This is a genomic window from Rhodococcus sp. NPDC056743 (assembly GCF_042790355.1).
Classification (GTDB): domain Bacteria; phylum Actinomycetota; class Actinomycetes; order Mycobacteriales; family Mycobacteriaceae; genus Rhodococcus_F.
The window spans coordinates 132,077-151,006 of sequence record NZ_JBHTZI010000009.1 but is presented as its reverse complement, the minus strand read 5'-3'; the positions used below and the strand labels follow the sequence as shown (position 1 = coordinate 151,006).

Sequence of the window (18,930 nt, the reverse complement as noted above, 5' to 3'; positions counted from 1 at the left end):
CACAAGTCACCTCGCCCGGTCGCATCCCGCCATCTGCGACCGGGTTGGGTGCACTCAGGCACGGCGCAGCAGCGCAAAACCAGGCATGCTGATGCCGTGCACACTTTCGAGGTCTGGGCGCCCACTCCGGAATCAGTACAGGTCGACGTCGACGGCATAGTTCACGCGATGACACGCGATACCGATGGTTGGTGGCGCACGACCGTCGACTGTGCTGAGGATGCTCGGTACGGCTTTGTCGTCGACGGCGACACGCTTCCCGATCCGCGTTCCCCGCGCCAACCTGACGGGGTTCACGAACGCTCACAACTGCACGCCCTCGACGACGCGGCATGGTCCGATGCCGGCTGGACCGGACGTCAACTCGCGGGCTCGTCGGTATACGAACTCCACATCGGAACCTTCACTCCCGAGGGAACATTCGACGCCGCGATCGAACGCCTCGATCACCTGGTGAATCTGGGAATCGGCTTCGTGGAAATCATGCCGGTGAACGGCTTCAACGGAACCCACAACTGGGGTTACGACGGCGTACTCTGGTACACGGTCCACGAGGCGTACGGCGGCCCGGACGGATTGCAGCGCTTGGTGAATGCAGCGCATCAGCGTGGACTCGGAGTCCTGCTGGACGTTGTCTACAACCACCTCGGTCCGTCCGGAAACTATCTCGAACGGTTTGGCCCCTACCTCACCGACGGCGCAAACACCTGGGGACGCACCATCAACATCGGTGGTCCACAGTCCGGTGAAGTACGCGAGTACATCATCGAGAACGCTCTGCGGTGGATGCGTAATTTCCACATCGACGGCCTCCGCCTCGACGCCGTTCACGCACTGGTCGATCACACCGGCACCCACATTCTCGAGGAACTTGCCGTCCGTACCGAAACACTGTCCGCCCATCTCGGCCGGCCGTTGACGCTGATCGCCGAGAGCGACCTCAACGACGCCACCCTGATCACGGCGCGTTCGACGGGAGGTTTCGGCCTGAACGCGCAGTGGGACGACGACATTCACCACGCAATCCACACTGCAGTCTCCGGTGAACGTCAGGGGTACTACGCGGACTTCGGTTCACTGGAATCGCTCGCGACCACGTTGCGGCTCGGCTTCTTTCACGCGGGAACGTACTCGTCGTTCCGCGGACGAGTCCACGGCCGCCCCATCGACATCGCATATCAACCGGCAAGCTCGCTGCTGGCCTACACGTGTACTCACGACCAGATCGGCAATCGTGCGCTCGGCGACCGTCCGAGTGCCTACCTGACACCAGGACAATTGGCAGTCAAAGCTGCACTCGTGTTGCTCTCCCCCTACACTCCGATGCTCTTCATGGGCGAAGAATGGGGTGCGTCAACACCTTTCCAGTTCTTCACCTCACATCCGGAGCCCGAACTGGGCGAGGCAACCGCCAAAGGACGCAAAGCGGAGTTCGCGGCTCACGGTTGGGACACCGACGACATCCCGGATCCGCAAGACCCCCAGACATTCCTGAGATCAAAACTGAACTGGGACGAACTCACCGCGCTGCCGCACAATCGAATCCTGGAGTGCTACCGCGATCTGATTGCGTTACGCAAGAGCCGAAGTGACATCACCGACCCGTGGCTCGGGCATGTGCATGTCGACTACGACGAGGACAAGCGCTGGATAACGCTGCGCCGCGGAACAATACAGGTCGTCTGCAATCTGGGACCGGACGCGGCCCGCGTCCCGGCCGGTGGAACCCCCATACTCTGGTGGGATCGACCGACACAGGACGAGACCGCGTCCGCAACAGTGGTGCCCGGCTATTCGTTTGTCGTTCTGGAAACCTGACTAACGCTGCTTCATGCGTTAACGCTTCGCGTTCTCTGGTGTACTGCGCAACATCCGCAGAACCAGCGCCGCACAGATGAACAACACGAGCGCAGTCGCACCGGTGGCTACATGCATGCCGTCGACAAACGCCGCCTTCGCGGAATCGACGAGCACCGAACTCGCTTCGCCCGGAAGATGTGCAGCTTCCGCAATGGCGCCGCCCAGCGTGCCCTGCGCCGCATGTGCCTGATCCGCGTCGAGCATCGACGTGTCGATTCCCTTGCGGAAGATCGCCATGACCACACTGCCGAGGATCGCCACGCCGAGCGCGATTCCCAGTTCGTACGCGGTTTCCGATACCGCCGAGGCGGCGCCGGCACGTTCCGGTTCCACTGAGCTGACCACCAGGTCGGAGGTGAGCGTCAGCGCAATACCCACACCGGCGCCGACCAGACCGAAGCCGATCACGAACATCACCGGACCACTGTCGACACCGAGTGCCAGCAGCATGGCCGCACCGACACCGGCGATGATCAGGCCCGCACTGAGCACCTGCATGACCGTCCAACGCCGAACCAGCCAGGCTGCGGCGACGGCGGTGAAGGCGCTGAGCAACATGCCGGGCAGCATGAGCAGACCAGCGTCGAAGGCGCCGTTACCGAGAACCAACTGCAGGTACTGCGAACCGAAGAACAGCACACCGGCGAGCGCGAAGATCGACAGCAGGTTTGTCAGAACCGCCGTGGTGAAGGCCGCGTTGGAGAACAGCTTCAGATCCAGCATCGGATCCTTCAAGCTCCGCTGGCGCCGGACGAACGCGACACCTGCGGCTAGACCGAATGCAGCGATTCCCAGCATCGTGAGGTCGATACCGTGCACCACAGATTCCTTGACGGCGTAGACCAGCGGCAGCATGGTTGCCATCGACAATGCGGCACTGATCAGATCGAATCGGCCGGGGTTGGGGTCCTTGGACTCGGGAATCAGAATCGGGCCGAGGACGACCAGCGCGATCATGACGGGAATGTTGATGAGGAACACCGAACCCCACCAGAAATGCTCGAGCATCCAGCCACCGATCAGCGGACCGGCAGCCGTACCACCGCCGGCCATCGCGCCCCAGACGCCGATGGCTTCGGTGCGCTGGCGAGGGTTGACGAAGATGGTGCGGATCAGACCCAGCGTGGCGGGCATGAGCGTCGCACCTGAAATGCCTTGCAGCACTCGGGCACCGATCAACATTTCCGGGCTGGTCGAGACGGCCGCGATGATCGAGGCCAGGCCGAATCCGACAGCACCGATCAGCAAAAGCTTTCGACGCCCGATCCGGTCGCCGAGCGTACCCATTGTGATCAGGAGACCGGCAAGGACGAACGAATAGACGTCGATGATCCACAGCAACTGGGTGCTGCTCGGTTCGAGGTCCGCGCTGATGAACGGCAGCGCAAGATCGAGCACCGTGCCGTCGACCGCGATGAGCAACACGGCAAAGGCCAGGACCACCAGTCCTGCCCAGTCACGTTTTGTTGCCCGAACATCCTCGGGATTGAGTGCAGACGTGTGATCTGCTGACACTGACATGGCTCTTCTCGCAACTTTCCGTGAATCGACTACGAATTTCACTGAACCGTCCAGCCGGTACAGTGGTGTTGACACTAACAGTGAACCGTCTGGGCGGTAAAGTTATTTCCCGGTACAGTTTCATCACATGGCTGAAGGCACACGCGATCGCATTCTCGACGCCCTGGAGAAGTTACTGCTGGTCAACGGGGTCGCCCAGGTAACCCTCGAGGCAGTCGCCGCGCAGGCAGGAGTATCCAAGGGCGGGCTGCTGTACCACTTCCCCAGTAAGGAAGCTCTCCTCGCAGCCATGATTCGGCGACTCGGTGAACGCTCCGATCAGCAGCTTGCCGACGCCGTTGCGGGGGGCACGTCGGTGACAGAGTTCTATCTACACATTCCGGATGCAAACGAAGACGAAGACTTAGGCCTGTTCCGTTCGATCATCGCTGCCCTTCGCACCGTCGACGGGCAGCACGACGAAATCCAGAAGGCTGTCACCGAGGTGATGCGGAGCTGGGACAAAGGTCTACAGACGGAAATCTCCGACCCCGTTCAAGCCGAGATCGTCCGCCTTGTCGGCGACGGCCTCTACCTCGCGGCGATGCTCGGACTCCCCCAGCCCGATCCCGAACTCCATCGCCAGGTGGTCGAGCGTCTACTGCCGTGACCACCCGGCGCACGAGGAACTACGTCAGATAGCGATAGGCCGGGCTTCCCGGCTCCAGTCGCTCGGACTGCATCGGGGCACGCTCCATCCGCTCGAGCAACGACGCCAACCCGTCAGCGGAACCCAGCTCGATACCGACAAGTGCAGCGCCGGTCTCCCGGTTGTTGCGCTTCACGTACTCGAACAACGCGATGTCGTCATCGGGACCCAGCACCTCGGACAGGAAACGGCGCAACGCGCCCGGCTCCTGCGGGAAGTCGACCAGGAAATAGTGCTTGAGCCCCAGATGCACCAGTGATCGCTCGAGGATCTCGCCGTAGCGGGACACGTCGTTGTTACCGCCCGAGATCAAGCACACCACGGTGGAACCGGGTTCGAGCGTCAAATTCTGAAGGGCCGCAACGGAAAGCGCTCCCGCAGGTTCGGCGATGATGCCCTCGTTCTGATAGATCTCGAGCATGGCCGTGCAGATGGCGCCTTCGTCGATCTGGTTCACGACAAACGATCCGGTTCCCGGAATCGCGGCCAACTGCTTGGCAACCAACGGCAACGACGCATGCGAAACCACAGCAGCGCCGAGCCTCGACACCACCTCGAACGGAACGTCACCGATCCGCTTGACCGCAGCGCCGTCCACAAACGGATCGACTACCGGCAGCGTCACGGGAGCGCCGGCAACCAGTGCGGCTGTCATGGACGCCGCACCGGAAGGTTCGATACCCACAATCGACGTCTTCGGCGAACGCTCGTGCAAGTACGTGGCAATGCCGGCGATGCACCCACCGCCGCCAACGGGAACAACAATCGCGTCGAGAGGGGCATCCAATTGATTCAGGATTTCCGCGGCAATGGTCCCCTGCCCCGCAGCGGTACGCACATCGTCGAACGGCGGAACCATCGTGGCGCCGGTCCTGGCAACATCCTCGGCCGCAGCGGCAGCAGCCGCGTCGTACGTTTCACCCACCATGAAGAGTTCGACAAAATCGCCGCCGTGAGCGCGGATACGGTCACGCTTCTGCTTCGGGGTGTTAGCCGGAACGTAGATCCGCCCGTGAATCTCCATGGTGCGACATGCGTACGCAACACCCTGTGCATGATTTCCGGCGCTGGCCGTGACGGCACCGGCCGCACGTTCTGCTTCCGTCAGCTGCGACATGAGGTTGTACGCACCGCGGATCTTGTACGAGCGCACACCTTGCAGGTCTTCACGCTTGAGGTAGACCTTGGCACCGGTCAGCTCCGACAGACGCTCGCTGTACTGCAAGGGTGTAGCCGCAATAACGTTCTGAATTCGCTCGATGGCCGCGTCGATTTCCCGCGCATCGAGCGCAGGCAGAGTGGACTTGGTAGCTACGACATCGGGCGAGTTAGACACTCCGCCATTTTTGCACGTCCGGGCGCAAGGTTCCCACCGCGGTCACCTATCACCTCACCCGCGCTGGGTGACCGCGCGCGCTGACATCGTCCCGTCCTCATCCGCACGGAACAGTGCGTCGTTGTAGTGGCATCCCGGTGGCACCCATCGGAATGTCTTTTCCTCGGAGAACTTGTAATACAGAGCCCGCCGACCGGCGTCGTGGCCGGTTGGCGGTGGCGTGCTGTGCATGACGTCGCCAAAATGAAGAGTGAGATCGCCGGGTTCTGTTTCCAGCTTCACCACGGGTAGGTTGCCTTCGTCGCCCCACCTGCGCCAGTGATTGGCATACCGATGCGATCCCGCCAGCACCATGAGCTGACCATTCTCCGGATTAGCGTAGTCGAGCTGAATTCCACCCTGAATAAGTGGACACAACACCGGATGCCCACCGATACCGTCGTCGACGTGCCAGCCGAGGTCGCCGTCCCCCTTGACGACGTCGGACGATTTGATGAAGACCATCGGCCCGTCCAAACGGTCATCGCACACCCGAAAGTCCGGGTTTCCCAAGCGCGCCCATTCGGTCAGTCGAGGTTCGAAGCAAAGATCTTGCAGCACTTGCGAATAGCGACCGAGGTAATTGACGCGAGTAACCACCTCTTCGCCGTCTGCATTGACGGACCACCACGAGAAGGGGTCGCCTGGCGTTGTCTTTGATCGCACGAATTCGACTTCGTCGCGGAACGTCGCAATCTCCTCTGATGTATAGACGCTTTTGACATGCAGAAATCCCGCAGTGGCGAGAAAATGGCGCATTTCGTCGCGATCACCGTCCACCGGGAAGCGCCGAAGCAAGTCCAGCGGCTTGCCGTCACGGTCGACCAAGGTCTCCCACACAGCTTCGGTGTAGATCGGCCGACCTGAGATCAATGCCCGCGTGGCCGGTTCCCATCGCTTCCAGCCCGCGACGGTGCCGCGCACCACCTTTGCCCGCCCGGTGCGGACCGACCCACTCGCCGTCAAGAGCTCATGCAGGAATGAGGAGAACGTCGCCTCGTCGGTTTCGACAAGCGTCTCGGCATTCTTGTCGCCTTCGACTGCCTCGATACCGTCCGCCGTAGCGACCCACGTAAACGTCAGACCGTCTACTTGGAACGCCAGCGGTGGCACATCGGTCAGGTCATCGACAATCAACGCCCCGTTTCGGGTGTTCAGCGCAAGCAACTCGACCGTATGGAACGTGTCGAACGAGTACCGCGGGAAGGAATCTGCGATCGCCTCTACCCACGGAAGTCCGGTTCCCAGCTTATCGGTACCCATCAGCGCCTCCTCGTTGTGTTACTCTGAAACACGACTGTGTTATATAGTGACCTTAGGGTGGTTTCATGTCTTCCGTCAAGGAAATTCAGTCGGTCCACAACGCTTGCCGCCTGTTCGAGACAATCGCGCGCATGCAGCCAGTCGGAGTCAGCGACATCGCGCGGACAATCGGGATCGACAAAAGCGCAGCGCATCGCCTGGCGGTCACCCTTCACTCCGCCCAATGGCTCGAGCGCACCGAAGACGGGCGGTGGTGCATCTCGCCGACGATGCTTCCCACCATCCGCGAGTCCGCGGCTACAACGCTCATAGCAGGCGCCCGCCCCCTACTCGAGGCAGCTCGTGACCAGTCCGGGGAGATGTTGATGCTGGTGGTGCCAGATGGCAATCGCCTGATGATCGTCGAAGCCGCCGAAAGCCGACAGACTCTCAGAGTGTCCGTAACCGTCGGGACCGAGATGCCCGCTCGATCCAGTTCAGCGCTGCGCGCCATAGCCGCCTACCTGCCCGCAGACGCACTCGAGCCATGGCGGCGCATCGATCCCAGCCTGACCGACTCTGCACTCGCGAAAATCCGAGCACGCGGCTGGGCCCAGAACGACGGCGAGGGATTCGACGGCACGCGGGCCGTCGGAGCTGCATTACGGCGGGCCGACGGCCTACCTGTGGCCGCTTTGGTTCTGTGCGCACCGGCCAGCCGCTTTCAATCCGAGTTGATGCAGCAACACGGCGAACTGATCGCGCGACTTGCCGAATCCTGGCAAGCCGGACGCTGAGTTATCCCCTCGGGTTGAACTGCGATGGACGCGGCACATTCCGTAGATTCGACTTCGCCATCTGAACGGCTTCGCCGACGCCACCGTTCATCACCATCTTCGACATCGCGAGGGCAAAGCCCTTGACCTGACCACCGGTGATTGTGGGCGGCAACGACAATGCCAGTGGATCCGTCACAAGATCAACCAAAGCCGGGCCATCGTGATCGAGCGCCTCACGGACACCGGACTCGATGTCGGCGGGATTCTCGATCCGCCGGGAGAAGATCCCCAACGCCGCCGCGACACCCGCGTAGTCCACGGCAGGAACGTCGACTCCGAAATCGGGCAGGCCATCCACCAGCATCTCGAGCTTGACCATTCCGAGCGTGGAGTTGTTGAACACGACGATTTTGATCGGCAACTTGTACATCGCCACTGTCACCAACTCGCCCAACAGCATCGACAGACCGCCGTCACCGGATACCGAAATGACCTGGCGACCCGGACTTGCCCACTGCGCACCCATCGCGTGCGGCAAGGCATTAGCCATGGAACCATGCAGCGCCGACGACAGGAATCGACGCGATCCGTTGGGATTGAGATAGCGCGCCGTCCAGACGTTGCACATGCCCGTATCCGCGGTGAAGATCGCATCCTCGGCAGCAAGGTCGTCGAGGATCGACGCCGCATACTCGGGGTGAATCGGGGTGCGCTGCTTCACGGGATCGGTATACGCCCCGACAACTTTGGTCATCAACGATCTGTGCACCTCGAGCATATCGTCGAGGAACACTCGATCCGACTTCCGGTCCACCTGGGGTATCAACGCAGCCAGTGTGGCGGCAACATCTCCGTGGACCGCCAGATCAAGGCTGGTGCGACGCCCCAATTTCTCTGCGGCAGAATCGATCTGTGCTGTCCGGACGGTGTGCGGCAAAAACTGGTCGTACGGAAAGTCTGTCCCGATCAGCAGCAACAAGTCGGCACCGTGCATACCGTCGTGGGCCGCGCCGTAACCAAGCAGACCGGTCATGCCCACGTCATAGGGATTGTCGTACTGAATCCATTCCTTACCGCGGAGCGTGTGCCCGATCGGAGCGCCGACCGCCTCTGCCAGTGCGAGCACTTCGTCGCGGGCACCTCGCACTCCCGCTCCGGCAAAGATCGCCACCTTCCGCGACGCATTGATCACGTCTGCCAGTGCGCGCACGTCACCGGCATCCGGCACCAATGTAGGACGACGTGTCGCGACCAGCGTCGGCGGTTCTCCCTCGACCGGGCAGTCCGCGATGTCGCCGGGGAGGACGATCACGGACACACCACTCCGGGCAACCGCATGCGTAATTGCCGACTGGACTACACGCGGCGCTTGTGCCGCCGTGCTGATCAGTTCGGTATAGCTCGAACACTCGATGAAAATCCGCTCCGGATGGGTTTCCTGGAAATAGCCCATACCGATCTGAGCACTCGGAATGTGCGACGCTATCGCCAGGACCGGCGCGCCCGAGCGATGTGCGTCGTAGAGTCCGTTGATCAAATGCAGATTCCCCGGTCCGCACGAGCCCGCACACACGGCCAACTCGCCGGTGATCTGGGCGTCGGCCGCAGCCGCGAACGCGGCCGCTTCCTCGTGACGAACATGAATCCAGTCGATACCACCCTTGGCAGAACCACCGGTGCGCCGCACGGCGTCCACCACAGGATTGAGACTGTCTCCCACGATGCCGTAGATCCGGGAAACCCCGGCATCCACGAGCTGTCGAACCAATTGATCTGCAACAGATTTCGGACTCATCAGGCCTCCGTGACGCTACGTCGGTTCTGAACTACCTACATTTCTGAACTGCCTGTATCTCGAGCAACTACTTGGGTTCGAGCACGAACACCGGAATCTCTCGGTCCGTCTTCTTCTGATAGTTCGCGTAGTCGGGGAATGCCTCAACCGCGCGCTCCCACCAGATCGCCTTTTCGTCTCCCGTCACCTCACGCGCAACCATGTCGAAGACCTGCGTCGCGTCGCGCAACGTGACATTGGGGTTGGCCTTGACGTTGTAGTACCAGACGGGGTTCTTGGGTGCGCCGCCCAAGGACGCCACCACGGCGTATTTCCCGTCGTGCTCGACGCGCATCAACGGCGTCTTGCGGACCTTGCCGGACTTGGCGCCGACGGTCGTGAGGATGACGACGGGCATCCCGTTGAGTTCGTTCCCTTCGGTGCCACCGGAGTTCTCGATTTGCGCGACCTGATCTGCCGCCCACGTAGCGGGACTGGGTTCGTATTCACCTGTAATTGGCATGGGTACCAGTGAACACCGACTGTCTGACCTTGGCCACCGCAACACGCACACTGTGTGTTGATCGATACAGTGAGCCGCCCATCAATAAAGTTCGCTTGCCCGAAACCAGCTATCTGGATACCCTTAAAGTCCAGAACGGACCCCCAGAATGACCACAGAGACGGCAGGTGACCTCATGACAACCGCAGGTTTCGATACTCGCGCGTCACGCCGTGCCACCGACAACAGCGTCGACATTGCCGGAACCCTGTGGCCGCTGTACAAACTCGAGGCGCTGGTAATCGGCCTGATCGTCTTTGTTGCCATCCTCGCGATCACCACATCGATGCAGCCGGCCGTTCTCACCGCCGCGGCCGCCGCGGTGGTTACGTGGTGGGTTCGCAGAAACTACTACTCCCGCAGCTGAATCTCTCACTCCGCACGATCCGATCTCCAGCACAGACATAAAACGTCTCGCTTACCTGCTTCCAGGTAAGCGAGACGTTTTTTGTCTATAGCGCTAGACCGCCAGGCAGCCGGGCCCCAGGAGAGCCTTGAGATCGCCCATCAGCGCCGACGACGGCTCTACCCGAAGGACGTCGTCGACCTTCCACATTGTGATCTCGTTACTTCCGATCAATCGGACATGCACGTCCGACGTTCCGGGGTGGCGGGTCAGGATCTGCTTGAGCGCACCCAGCTTGTCCTTGGTGCATTGACGCAGCGGCAACGACACCGAGAGCGGTCGTGCCACGCCGATAGCCGAAAGATCCGGCACCGCAAGATCGTTGCCGATCAACGACATTCGGTCATCTCGGATGGATACCCGCGCCTTGACCAGCACGATCGCATCCTCCGCGATGTCCATGCCGTAGACGGCGTACGCCTGTGGGAAGAACAGCACCTCGATACCGCCGACCAGATCCTCGAGTTGCACGATGCACCACGTGAGGCCGTTCTTGTTCACTCGGCGATCGACCGACGCGATGATGCCGCCCAGCGTGACCTGTGCCCCGTCTTGTACGCCACCGTCGAGGATCGAGGCGATCGAGGTGTCGGACTGCTGCTTGAGAATGTGTTCGACGCCGTTGAGTGGGTGCCCGGAAACGTACAGCCCCAACATTTCTCGTTCGAGCGCAAGACGATGCTTGGTTTCCCACTCCTCTTCGGGAATCCGAACATCGAACACCGACGCGATGGACTCGTCCACTTCGGACCCGCCGAACAGGTCGAACTGCCCGATGGCCTCCGCCTTCTTGGTGCTCATGACGGCATCGATGGCGTCCGCGTGTACCAACATCAGGCCCTTGCGCGGATGTTCGAGAGAGTCGAATCCGCCTGCCTTGATAAGCGATTCGGTGACCTTCTTGTTGCACGCCATCGCGTCGATCTTGCCGAGATAGTCGGAGAAGTCGGTGAACTTTCCCTTCTCCGTGCGCGCCTTGATGATGGATGCCACCACGTTGGCGCCGACGTTGCGCACCGACCCCATTCCGAAGCGGATGTCCTCCCCCACCGTCGCGAAGTCGACCCGCGACTCGTTGACGTCCGGCGGCAGCACTGTAATGCCCATCTTGCGGCAGTCGGCGAGATAGACGGCGGACTTGTCCTTGTCGTCGCCGACGGAGGTGAGCAGACCGGCCATGTACTCGGCCGGATAGTTCGCCTTGAGGTACGCGGTCCAGAACGAGACGAGCCCGTAGCCGGCGGAGTGCGATTTGTTGAACGCGTAGCCGGCGAACGGGAGAACGGTGTCCCACAGTGCCTTGATGGCGGCTTCGCTGAAGTTGTTGTCCAACATGCCCTGACGGAAACCGGCGTACGCCTTCTCCAGTTCGGACAGCTTTTTCTTACCCATGGCGCGGCGCAGCAAGTCGGCCTGGCCCAGGGTGTACCCGGCGACCTTCTGCGCCAGTTGCATGATCTGCTCCTGATAGATGATCAGGCCGTAGGTCTCCGACAGGATCTCCGCGAGCGGTTCTTCCAGTTCGGGGTGAATCGGACTGACTTCTTCGAGTGCATTCTTGCGCTTGGCGTACGAGATGTGGGCGTCCACACCCATCGGCCCCGGCCGGTACAGCGCCAATGCGGCCACGATGTCGCCGAAACCGGTGGGCTGCATCAGTTTCAGAAGCTCACGCATGCCGCCGCCGTCAAGCTGGAACACGCCAAGGGTGTCGCCGCGGGCCAGCAGTTCGTACGTGGCTGGGTCGTCCATCGGCAACGTGTCGAGATCGATGTCGATGCCGCGGTTGGCCTTGATGTTCTCGAGGGTGTCGCCGATGACGGTGAGGTTTCGCAGACCCAGGAAGTCCATCTTGAGCAGACCGATGGCCTCACACGACGGGTAATCCCAGCCCGTGATGATGGCACCGTCCTGCGCACGCTTCCACACCGGAATCGCGTCCATCAACGGCTCGGACGACATGATCACGGCACACGCGTGCACACCCGCGTTACGGATCAGACCCTCCAGACCCACCGCGGTCTTGTAGATCTTCGCGACATCCGGGCTGGAGTCGATCAGTGAGCGAACCTCGGCCGCTTCCTTGTACCGCTCGTGCTTGGGATCAGTGATACCGGACACCGAAATGTCCTTGGCCATGATCGGCGGCGGCAATGCCTTGGTGATCTGGTCGGCAATGGCAAAACCAGGCTTGCCGAACTGCACACGAGCGGAGTCCTTGATAGCTGCCTTGGTCTTGATGGTGCCGAACGTGATGACCTGAGCGACGCGGTCGTCTCCCCACTTCTCCGTGGCGTAACGCACCATCTCACCGCGACGGCGATCATCGAAGTCGATATCGATATCAGGCATCGACACGCGCTCGGGGTTGAGGAATCGCTCGAACAGCAGACCGTACGGAAGCGGGTCGATGTTGGTGATTCCCATCGCGTAGGCCACCAATGAACCGGCCGCGGATCCACGGCCGGGTCCGACGTGGATGCCCACTTCCTTGGCGTGGTTGATGAGGTCACCGACCACGAGGAAGTAGGCCGGGAAGCCCATCTCGTTGATGACGCCGATCTCGTAGTCGGCACGCGCGAGGTACTCCTCGGGCGGGCCGCTGGGGAAACGCCGATCCAGTCCGCGCATCACCTCGGCGCGCAAGAACGTCTGCTGCGTGTGGCCCTCGGGAACGGGGAAGATCGGCATCCGGTCGTGGAACTTCCACACGTCCTCGTACGACTGAACGCGCTCGCCGATCTCCACGGTGTTGTCGCAGGCTCCCGGAACTTCGGCATCCCAGATCGCACGCATCTCCGCGGCAGACTTCAGGTAGTAGCCGTCGCCGTCGAACTTGAACCGCGTCGGATCCGAGAGCGTTTTACCGGTCTGGATGCACAGCAGCGCCTCGTGGTTCTCGGCCGCATCCTTGGTCACGTAATGGCAGTCATTGGTCGCGAGCGGCGGAATGCCGAGCTGCTGACCGATATTGAGCAAACCCTCACGCACCCGACGCTCGATCGACAAACCGTGGTCCATCACCTCGAGGAAGAAATTGTCCGGACCCCAGATCTCCTGCCACTTCGCGGCAGCCTCGAGGGCCTCGCGATCGTGACCGAGACGCAGACGCGTCTGGATCTCACCGGACGGGCAACCCGTGGTGGCGATGATGCCCTCGGCATGCGAGGCGATGAGTTCCTCGTCCATCCGCGGCCACTTACCCAACTGCCCCTCGATGGACGCCAGCGACGACAACTTGAAGAGATTGCGCAGACCCGTCGCATTCTCCGCGACCATCGTCATGTGCGTGTACGCGCCACTACCGGAGACGTCGTCGGACTTCTGGCTACGATCGCCCCACAACACACGCTTGGTGTTGAACCGCGATTCCGGCGCGATGTACGCCTCGATCCCGATAATCGGCTTGATCCCGGCCTTGACCGCCTCGTTGTAGAACTGGCTGGCGCCGTACATGTTTCCGTGGTCGGTCATACCGACAGCGGTCATGCCGAGCCGGTCGGCCTCCTCGAACATGGCGCCGACCTTGGCCGCGCCGTCGAGCATCGAGTACTCGGTGTGATTGTGAAGATGAACGAACGAGTCAGCCACGTGCGCCTCTCTGAAAGTCTGGGAGCTTGGACGAGTCTATGCCCCGCTACCGACAGAGTCGGCGACCGATCGATGTGACCGGAGCACGGCGCGACGTGAATTACGGGAGCGTCTCCTGCTTGGACGCCATCGACCCCTGTGAACGCCGATTCGCGCGGATGATGTCTGTCGTGAAGATCACCAGCGCCAGCCAGATCAAAGCAAAACCGATCCACCGCGACGCCGGCATGTCCTCGTGCATCACCGCGACGCCCCACATCATCTGCAGTGCCGGTGTCAGGTACTGCAACATGCCCATCGTGGAGAGCTTCACTCGCTGCGCGGCAACACCGAACAGCAACAGCGGCAAAGCTGTCACAGGACCAGCTGCCAAGAGGAGCAGACTTTGGCCCGTGCCACCGGATACAAACGAGCCTGCGCCGGTGAGACCCAGGAAGAGGAGGTACCCCACCGCGAACGGAGCAGCTACGACGCCCTCTGCCGTCAAGCTGGTTCGCGGGTCGAGCGGAACCACCTTCTTGATCAGTCCGTAGGTCGCGAACGATCCGGCCAGAACAAGCGCAACAATCGGCGGTTTGCCGTAGTCGACGGTGATCACCACTACGGCCGTCGCCGCGAGCACCAGAGCCGCGATCTGTGCCCGCCGAAGTCGCTCGCGGAAGATCAGGACACCGAGCAATACAGTCACCAACGGATTGATGAAATATCCGAGCGCGGCTTCCACCACTCGCCCCGATACCACCGCGTAGATGTACATGCCCCAGTTGACTGCGATCGCCGCCGACGCTGCCGCGACCAGCAACCACGTTCGCCCACTGATCCCGCGAAGAGAAGCGAGTCGGCCGAGCACCGCCAACACGATCAGCATCAGAACAAGAGTCCACACCACCCGGTGAGCAAGAACCTCGAGCGGGTCGGCAAAATCGAGCAGCCCGAAGAACGCCGGGAACGTTCCCCACACCAAGAAGGCCCCGACGCCGAACGCGATACCCGAGCTCGAGCCGGATTTTTTCGAAACTGCGGACTCCACTACTTCATCGGCACTCATGGGACCGGTCCGTCATCCGGTCCTACCCGAACCACATCCACGTACTCCGGCAACAGCGGCCGAAGGGCTGCGCGCCACGGAGTGCCGTCTGCGGGGAGCGCTTCGAGCGCTCGAATCGGCGGCGTGCTCGCCAACGCTGCGAGATCCTGCGCGCTGCCGTGCACCACGGCGCCGATCGCGCACGCGCACCCCTGAGACAACTGAAGACTCGAGACTTCCGCAACCCGTTTCTGCCGTTCGTCGACCCCCGACATGGCAGCGAGTCGCGTCGCCGCAGCTCCGGGAGAGCGTCGAATCGCTTCGTTGTTGTCCGGTACCGCGATCACGACCAGTGGAGTCTGTACCCGGTCAATCGAGACCCGGAACAGCACCTCGGACACGCGTACTCCGGGAGTGGCCGCTATGACGTCGTCAGCGGTCATCGGCGCGGCAAACGATGCGAGGGCCCACGCGGACTCCTCGACCGTGTCGAGTGTTTCGCGCGCCCGTTCGAGGTAATCGGATACACGTTCACCCGTGTCCGGGCCGAGCGCGTCGGTTCCCACCGGTGGGATGGGAACCGGATTCATCAGGCCGGCCCCGACCACGAGCGCAACAATTGCCATTCCCGCCACCGCCGAACCGACTGCTCGGGCGCTCATGCGGATCGAAGTACCTCTAGCGCATGTTCGAGGTCCTTCGGGTACTTGCTCTTGATCTCGACCCAGCGCCCGTCAGCCGGGTGTGCAAACCCGAGAGACACCGCATGGAGCCACTGGCGCTCGAGCCCCAGGCGCTCGGCAAGGCGGGGGTCCGCACCGTAGGTCAGGTCGCCGCAGCACGGGTGTCGCAGCGCGGAGAAGTGCACGCGAATCTGGTGTGTCCGGCCCGTTTCGAGGTGCACGTCCAACAGGCTTGCCGCCTGAAATGCCTCGATGGTGTCGTAATGCGTGACGCTCGCCTTGCCGTCGGCGGTGACGGCAAAACGCCAGTCGTTCCCGTGGTGCCGCCCGATCGGAGCATCGATTGTTCCGCTACTCGGATCCGGGTGCCCCTGGACCAGGGCGTGGTAACGCTTGTCGATGGTGCGCTGTTTGAAAGCCCGCTTGAGCACCGTGTATGCCCGCTCTGAGGTGGCAACAACCATGACACCGGACGTGCCGACATCCAGTCTGTGAACAATGCCCTGACGCTCGTGAGCGCCTGACGTCGAAATCCGGAAACCTGCGGCGGCAAGCCCGCCGATGACCGTCGGCCCCGTCCACCCCACACTTGCATGCGCAGCGACGCCGACCGGCTTGTCCACGGCAACAACATCATCGTCCGCGTAGAGAATTTCCATGCCCTCGACCGGGGTGGCTTCCACGGTCAGCGGACGCGGCGGCTCGGGCAGGACAACTTCGAGCCAGGAACCTGCGGTCAACCGATCGGACTTACCGACGGCGACACCGTCGAGCAGTACCGAACCTTCTTCCGCCAGGGTGGCCGAGACCGTTCGAGAGAGACCGAGCAGGCGCGCCAAACCGGCGTCGACGCGCATCGCGTCGAGTCCGTCGGGTACCGGCATCGAGCGCGATTCCCTCATTTGCTCTCCCCCTGGTCCTCGCTGGAAGCGTTGGAAGCGTTGGACTTGTCACTGCGGAGGCGCTCGCCGTTGGGTTCGAACCCGAACAGAGTCAAGGCGACCAACAGAATGGCCCCGCAGACGATCGCAGAATCTGCGATGTTGAACACTGGCCACCAGCCGATGGACATGAAGTCGACGACGTGTCCGCGCATGAACCCTGGGGCGCGGAACAATCTGTCGATGAGGTTGCCGAGTGCGCCGCCGAGCACCAAACCCAGACCCAGCGCCCACCACGGTGACCGCAGGGTGCGACCGATCTTGATCACTCCGATGACGACGCCGATCGCAACCAACGTGAGGATCCAGGTCATCGACGTTGCCATGGAGAACGCCGCACCGGGGTTGCGGACCAACGTGAAAGTGACGACGTCGCCGATGATTTCGATCGGTTTGCCCGGCGTGATCGCAGCAACAGCCCAGACCTTCGTCAAGACGTCCGCGATCAGGATGACTGCCGCGATGGCGATCAGCATCGCCAATCGTCGTGGTCTTGTCGGTGATGCGGACTTCGACAAATCGGTAATCGGCTGATCCTCCGCGCTGAGATCTCGGTCTGGGTGGTCTGTACTCACGCCCACCATCATCCCCTATGTCCGCTGCTCTGCACGCACGCGCTCCCCGACCCGACCGGGCACTCCGGCGAAGCGGTTAGCCTGGAGCGCGTGCCACAGTTGTCTATCTCCGGCCGGCGCGTTCCGTATGTGTTCGCCGCCGCCCTTGCTCTCGTCACCGTTCTCACCTCATGCGGCGACGCCGAGCAGTCGCCCGATACGCCTTCGGCGACTCCGACCGAGTTCACCGTCCCCGTGACTGTGGCTACCGTCGAGGTACTCGACGCGGGCAGTGAGCCCAGGCAGAGCCTGCGGATGAACCTGCTCGCCGGAACTACTCAGGCAACAACGCTGGTTACGTCAACGGATGTGCGCCAGCAGATCGATCAGCAGCCGGTTCAGGACATCTCCTCGCCTGAAGTCACCATTCCGCTCAATGCCGTCGTGACGACGGCCGCCTCTCCCGAGAATTCGACAGCCGTGGTTGATCTCACCCTCTCTGGCATGACTACGCCGGACGAGACGCTCCAGGCAGCGCTCGGAGGCGCCGAAGGTTCCGGGGCCGGTTTGACCGTCACCGAATCCGGCGCGATCACAGCGCTTCGGTTACGCCCGTCAGCCGGGTCGGCCAATGCGGCCCGGGCGGCAATCGAGCAGGCCTTCGGCCAAGCGGTGTATCGCGCAGTTGCACTGCCGACGGAGCCCGTCGGCGTCGGCGCACGGTGGGTGGTGAAACAAGACGTCAGTAGTGAGATACAGCTTGATCAGACGACAACCGTCACCGTGATTGCGCGTGACGGCGATCGCCTTACCCTGTCCGTGGAACTGTCACAATCCCCGCAGAGCAACGTCTGGAATCTCGCCGGCAACGCCGGAACACTCGACATCGATCAGTACGTGATGGCCGGGTCCGGAACCATGACCATCGATTTGAACCTGCCGCTTCCCGTCAGCGGCGAACTGTCCGTCGGCGGCGACCAGGCTTACAGCGACCCGGACGGCACCTCTGTCATCCGGCAGAGCATCACCAACAACATTCGGTGGACTTCGTGATGTCGCGTCGCGTTGCTGCTGGACTCGGCGCGGTGGCCGTTCTCTTCGTGGGCGGATGCGGATCCGAAACATCCTCTCCGACAGCCCCGGATTCGACGCCTGTTTCGACGCCGGTACCGGGCGTTGGCCTCGCTCCGTTCAGCGCGTCAGCTGTCCCGACCGCTCTCACCGGCACTCCCCTGGACAAGGTCGCGCTGGCGCAGACCGTGCTCACGCTGAGCGAACTTCCGGTGGACTTCGACATCGTGCCGGATCCGGTCGAGGATCTGGGTCTCGCGCCGGCACCCACCACGTCGGAATCCGACAAGTCCAGTACCCACCCCGCCGCGTGTGCCGCTGTGCTCGCACCGATCGCCACGCAGGTCCCCGGGTCCGTGTCCTCGATCTCGAAGATGTTCACCGGCCCCGACTTCACGAGCATCGATCAGGACAGCGCATCGTTCGCCGACGGCGCCTCGGCCGCAGCAGCATTCGAGAAGATGCAGCAGACTGTGACGGCGTGCAGCGAATTCACCGGTACGGATGCCGACGGCATCAACATCACCTACCAGGTGGGCGCGGGGTATCAGCCAACCGTCGGTGACGCGTCGTTCTCCTACCGAATCATGACGGCGAGTGAAGGATTCACACTTGTCGCCGACGTGGTCGTCGCCGCAGCGGGATCCAACCTGACCCAACTGTCGGCGACAGCGCCGACGCCGATCGCACCTGACGTTCTGGGATCGATGGCCGGCACCGCGGTGGAGCGCCTGCGAATCCCGTCCGCGTAATCAGTTCGGCCAGAGACACTCTCGCGAACCTTCCGGATTCTGTCCTACTGAACGGGAGTGCCAGGCTGAAGATACTGTGATCTTCGTTACCTTCCGGACGACAA

16 protein-coding genes are annotated in these 18,930 nt (G+C 62.2%); 6 read left to right on the top strand and 10 right to left on the bottom strand.

What is annotated here, in order from left to right:
- Positions 1-96 precede the first annotated feature (96 nt).
- The gene (gene treZ / locus ACFRFQ_RS21455; protein WP_378661958.1) at positions 97-1,818 is read left to right on the top strand and encodes a malto-oligosyltrehalose trehalohydrolase; all 1,722 of its coding nucleotides are present in this window, start codon (positions 97-99) and stop codon (positions 1,816-1,818) included.
- Between the two features lie 18 nt (positions 1,819-1,836).
- Here the strand turns inward: treZ and ACFRFQ_RS21450 are convergent, their stop codons facing one another.
- On the bottom strand, positions 1,837-3,381 hold the full coding sequence (locus ACFRFQ_RS21450) for an MFS transporter (RefSeq protein ID WP_378661955.1): 1,545 nt from the start codon (positions 3,379-3,381) through the stop codon (positions 1,837-1,839).
- A gap of 127 nt (positions 3,382-3,508) precedes the next feature.
- Between ACFRFQ_RS21450 and ACFRFQ_RS21445 the strand changes: the two genes are divergently transcribed.
- Positions 3,509-4,030 (top strand): TetR/AcrR family transcriptional regulator, encoded by a 522-nt coding sequence (locus tag ACFRFQ_RS21445; RefSeq protein WP_378661953.1) that lies wholly within the window; start codon positions 3,509-3,511, stop codon positions 4,028-4,030.
- Positions 4,031-4,049: 19 nt separating this feature from the next.
- On the opposite strand, the gene ilvA is transcribed toward ACFRFQ_RS21445, so the two are convergent.
- Positions 4,050-5,405 (bottom strand): threonine ammonia-lyase IlvA, encoded by a 1,356-nt coding sequence (gene ilvA, locus ACFRFQ_RS21440; protein ID WP_378661950.1) that lies wholly within the window; start codon positions 5,403-5,405, stop codon positions 4,050-4,052.
- A gap of 54 nt (positions 5,406-5,459) precedes the next feature.
- Entirely contained in the window at positions 5,460-6,707 is a 1,248-nt protein-coding gene (locus ACFRFQ_RS21435) for a phytanoyl-CoA dioxygenase family protein (RefSeq protein WP_378661947.1), read from the bottom strand.
- Between the two features lie 65 nt (positions 6,708-6,772).
- On the opposite strand from ACFRFQ_RS21435, the gene ACFRFQ_RS21430 reads away from it, so the two are divergent.
- Positions 6,773-7,483, top strand: coding sequence for an IclR family transcriptional regulator (locus ACFRFQ_RS21430; protein ID WP_378661943.1), 711 nt, complete (start codon positions 6,773-6,775; stop codon positions 7,481-7,483).
- A gap of 1 nt (position 7,484) precedes the next feature.
- Here ACFRFQ_RS21430 and ACFRFQ_RS21425 read toward each other — a convergent pair whose 3' ends face one another.
- A complete protein-coding gene (locus ACFRFQ_RS21425; protein WP_378661941.1) occupies positions 7,485-9,260 on the bottom strand; it encodes a pyruvate dehydrogenase in 1,776 nt (591 codons plus the stop codon).
- Between the two features lie 67 nt (positions 9,261-9,327).
- Entirely contained in the window at positions 9,328-9,762 is a 435-nt protein-coding gene (locus ACFRFQ_RS21420) for a nitroreductase family deazaflavin-dependent oxidoreductase (protein ID WP_378661938.1), read from the bottom strand.
- 175 nt (positions 9,763-9,937) lie between these two features.
- On the opposite strand from ACFRFQ_RS21420, the gene ACFRFQ_RS21415 reads away from it, so the two are divergent.
- Positions 9,938-10,168, top strand: a complete 231-nt coding sequence (locus tag ACFRFQ_RS21415; protein WP_378662487.1) for a hypothetical protein — start codon at positions 9,938-9,940, stop codon at positions 10,166-10,168.
- A 93-nt stretch (positions 10,169-10,261) separates the two neighbouring features.
- Here ACFRFQ_RS21415 and dnaE read toward each other — a convergent pair whose 3' ends face one another.
- The 5 genes from dnaE to lspA all read right to left on the bottom strand — a co-directional run bounded on the left by dnaE (position 10,262) and on the right by lspA (position 17,033).
- Entirely contained in the window at positions 10,262-13,798 is a 3,537-nt protein-coding gene (gene dnaE / locus ACFRFQ_RS21410) for a DNA polymerase III subunit alpha (RefSeq protein WP_378661935.1), read from the bottom strand.
- Between the two features lie 100 nt (positions 13,799-13,898).
- Complete coding sequence (gene rarD, locus ACFRFQ_RS21405; RefSeq protein ID WP_378661933.1) at positions 13,899-14,846, bottom strand: EamA family transporter RarD; 948 nt, start codon at positions 14,844-14,846, stop codon at positions 13,899-13,901.
- Entirely contained in the window at positions 14,843-15,487 is a 645-nt protein-coding gene (locus ACFRFQ_RS21400) for a hypothetical protein (RefSeq protein WP_378661930.1), read from the bottom strand. The genes rarD and ACFRFQ_RS21400 overlap by 4 nt, the downstream gene beginning before the upstream one ends.
- Positions 15,484-16,410 (bottom strand): RluA family pseudouridine synthase, encoded by a 927-nt coding sequence (locus ACFRFQ_RS21395; protein WP_045070283.1) that lies wholly within the window; start codon positions 16,408-16,410, stop codon positions 15,484-15,486. The genes ACFRFQ_RS21400 and ACFRFQ_RS21395 overlap by 4 nt, the downstream gene beginning before the upstream one ends.
- Complete coding sequence (lspA, locus tag ACFRFQ_RS21390) at positions 16,407-17,033, bottom strand: signal peptidase II (protein WP_378662484.1); 627 nt, start codon at positions 17,031-17,033, stop codon at positions 16,407-16,409. Before lspA ends, ACFRFQ_RS21395 begins: the two co-directional genes overlap by 4 nt.
- Positions 17,034-17,114: 81 nt before the next feature.
- Here lspA and ACFRFQ_RS21385 point away from each other — a divergent pair, with 81 nt between their 5' ends.
- Complete coding sequence (locus ACFRFQ_RS21385) at positions 17,115-18,056, top strand: hypothetical protein (RefSeq protein WP_378661927.1); 942 nt, start codon at positions 17,115-17,117, stop codon at positions 18,054-18,056.
- Complete coding sequence (locus tag ACFRFQ_RS21380) at positions 18,056-18,826, top strand: sensor domain-containing protein (protein WP_378661926.1); 771 nt, start codon at positions 18,056-18,058, stop codon at positions 18,824-18,826. Before ACFRFQ_RS21385 ends, ACFRFQ_RS21380 begins: the two co-directional genes overlap by 1 nt.
- Positions 18,827-18,930 lie beyond the last annotated feature (104 nt).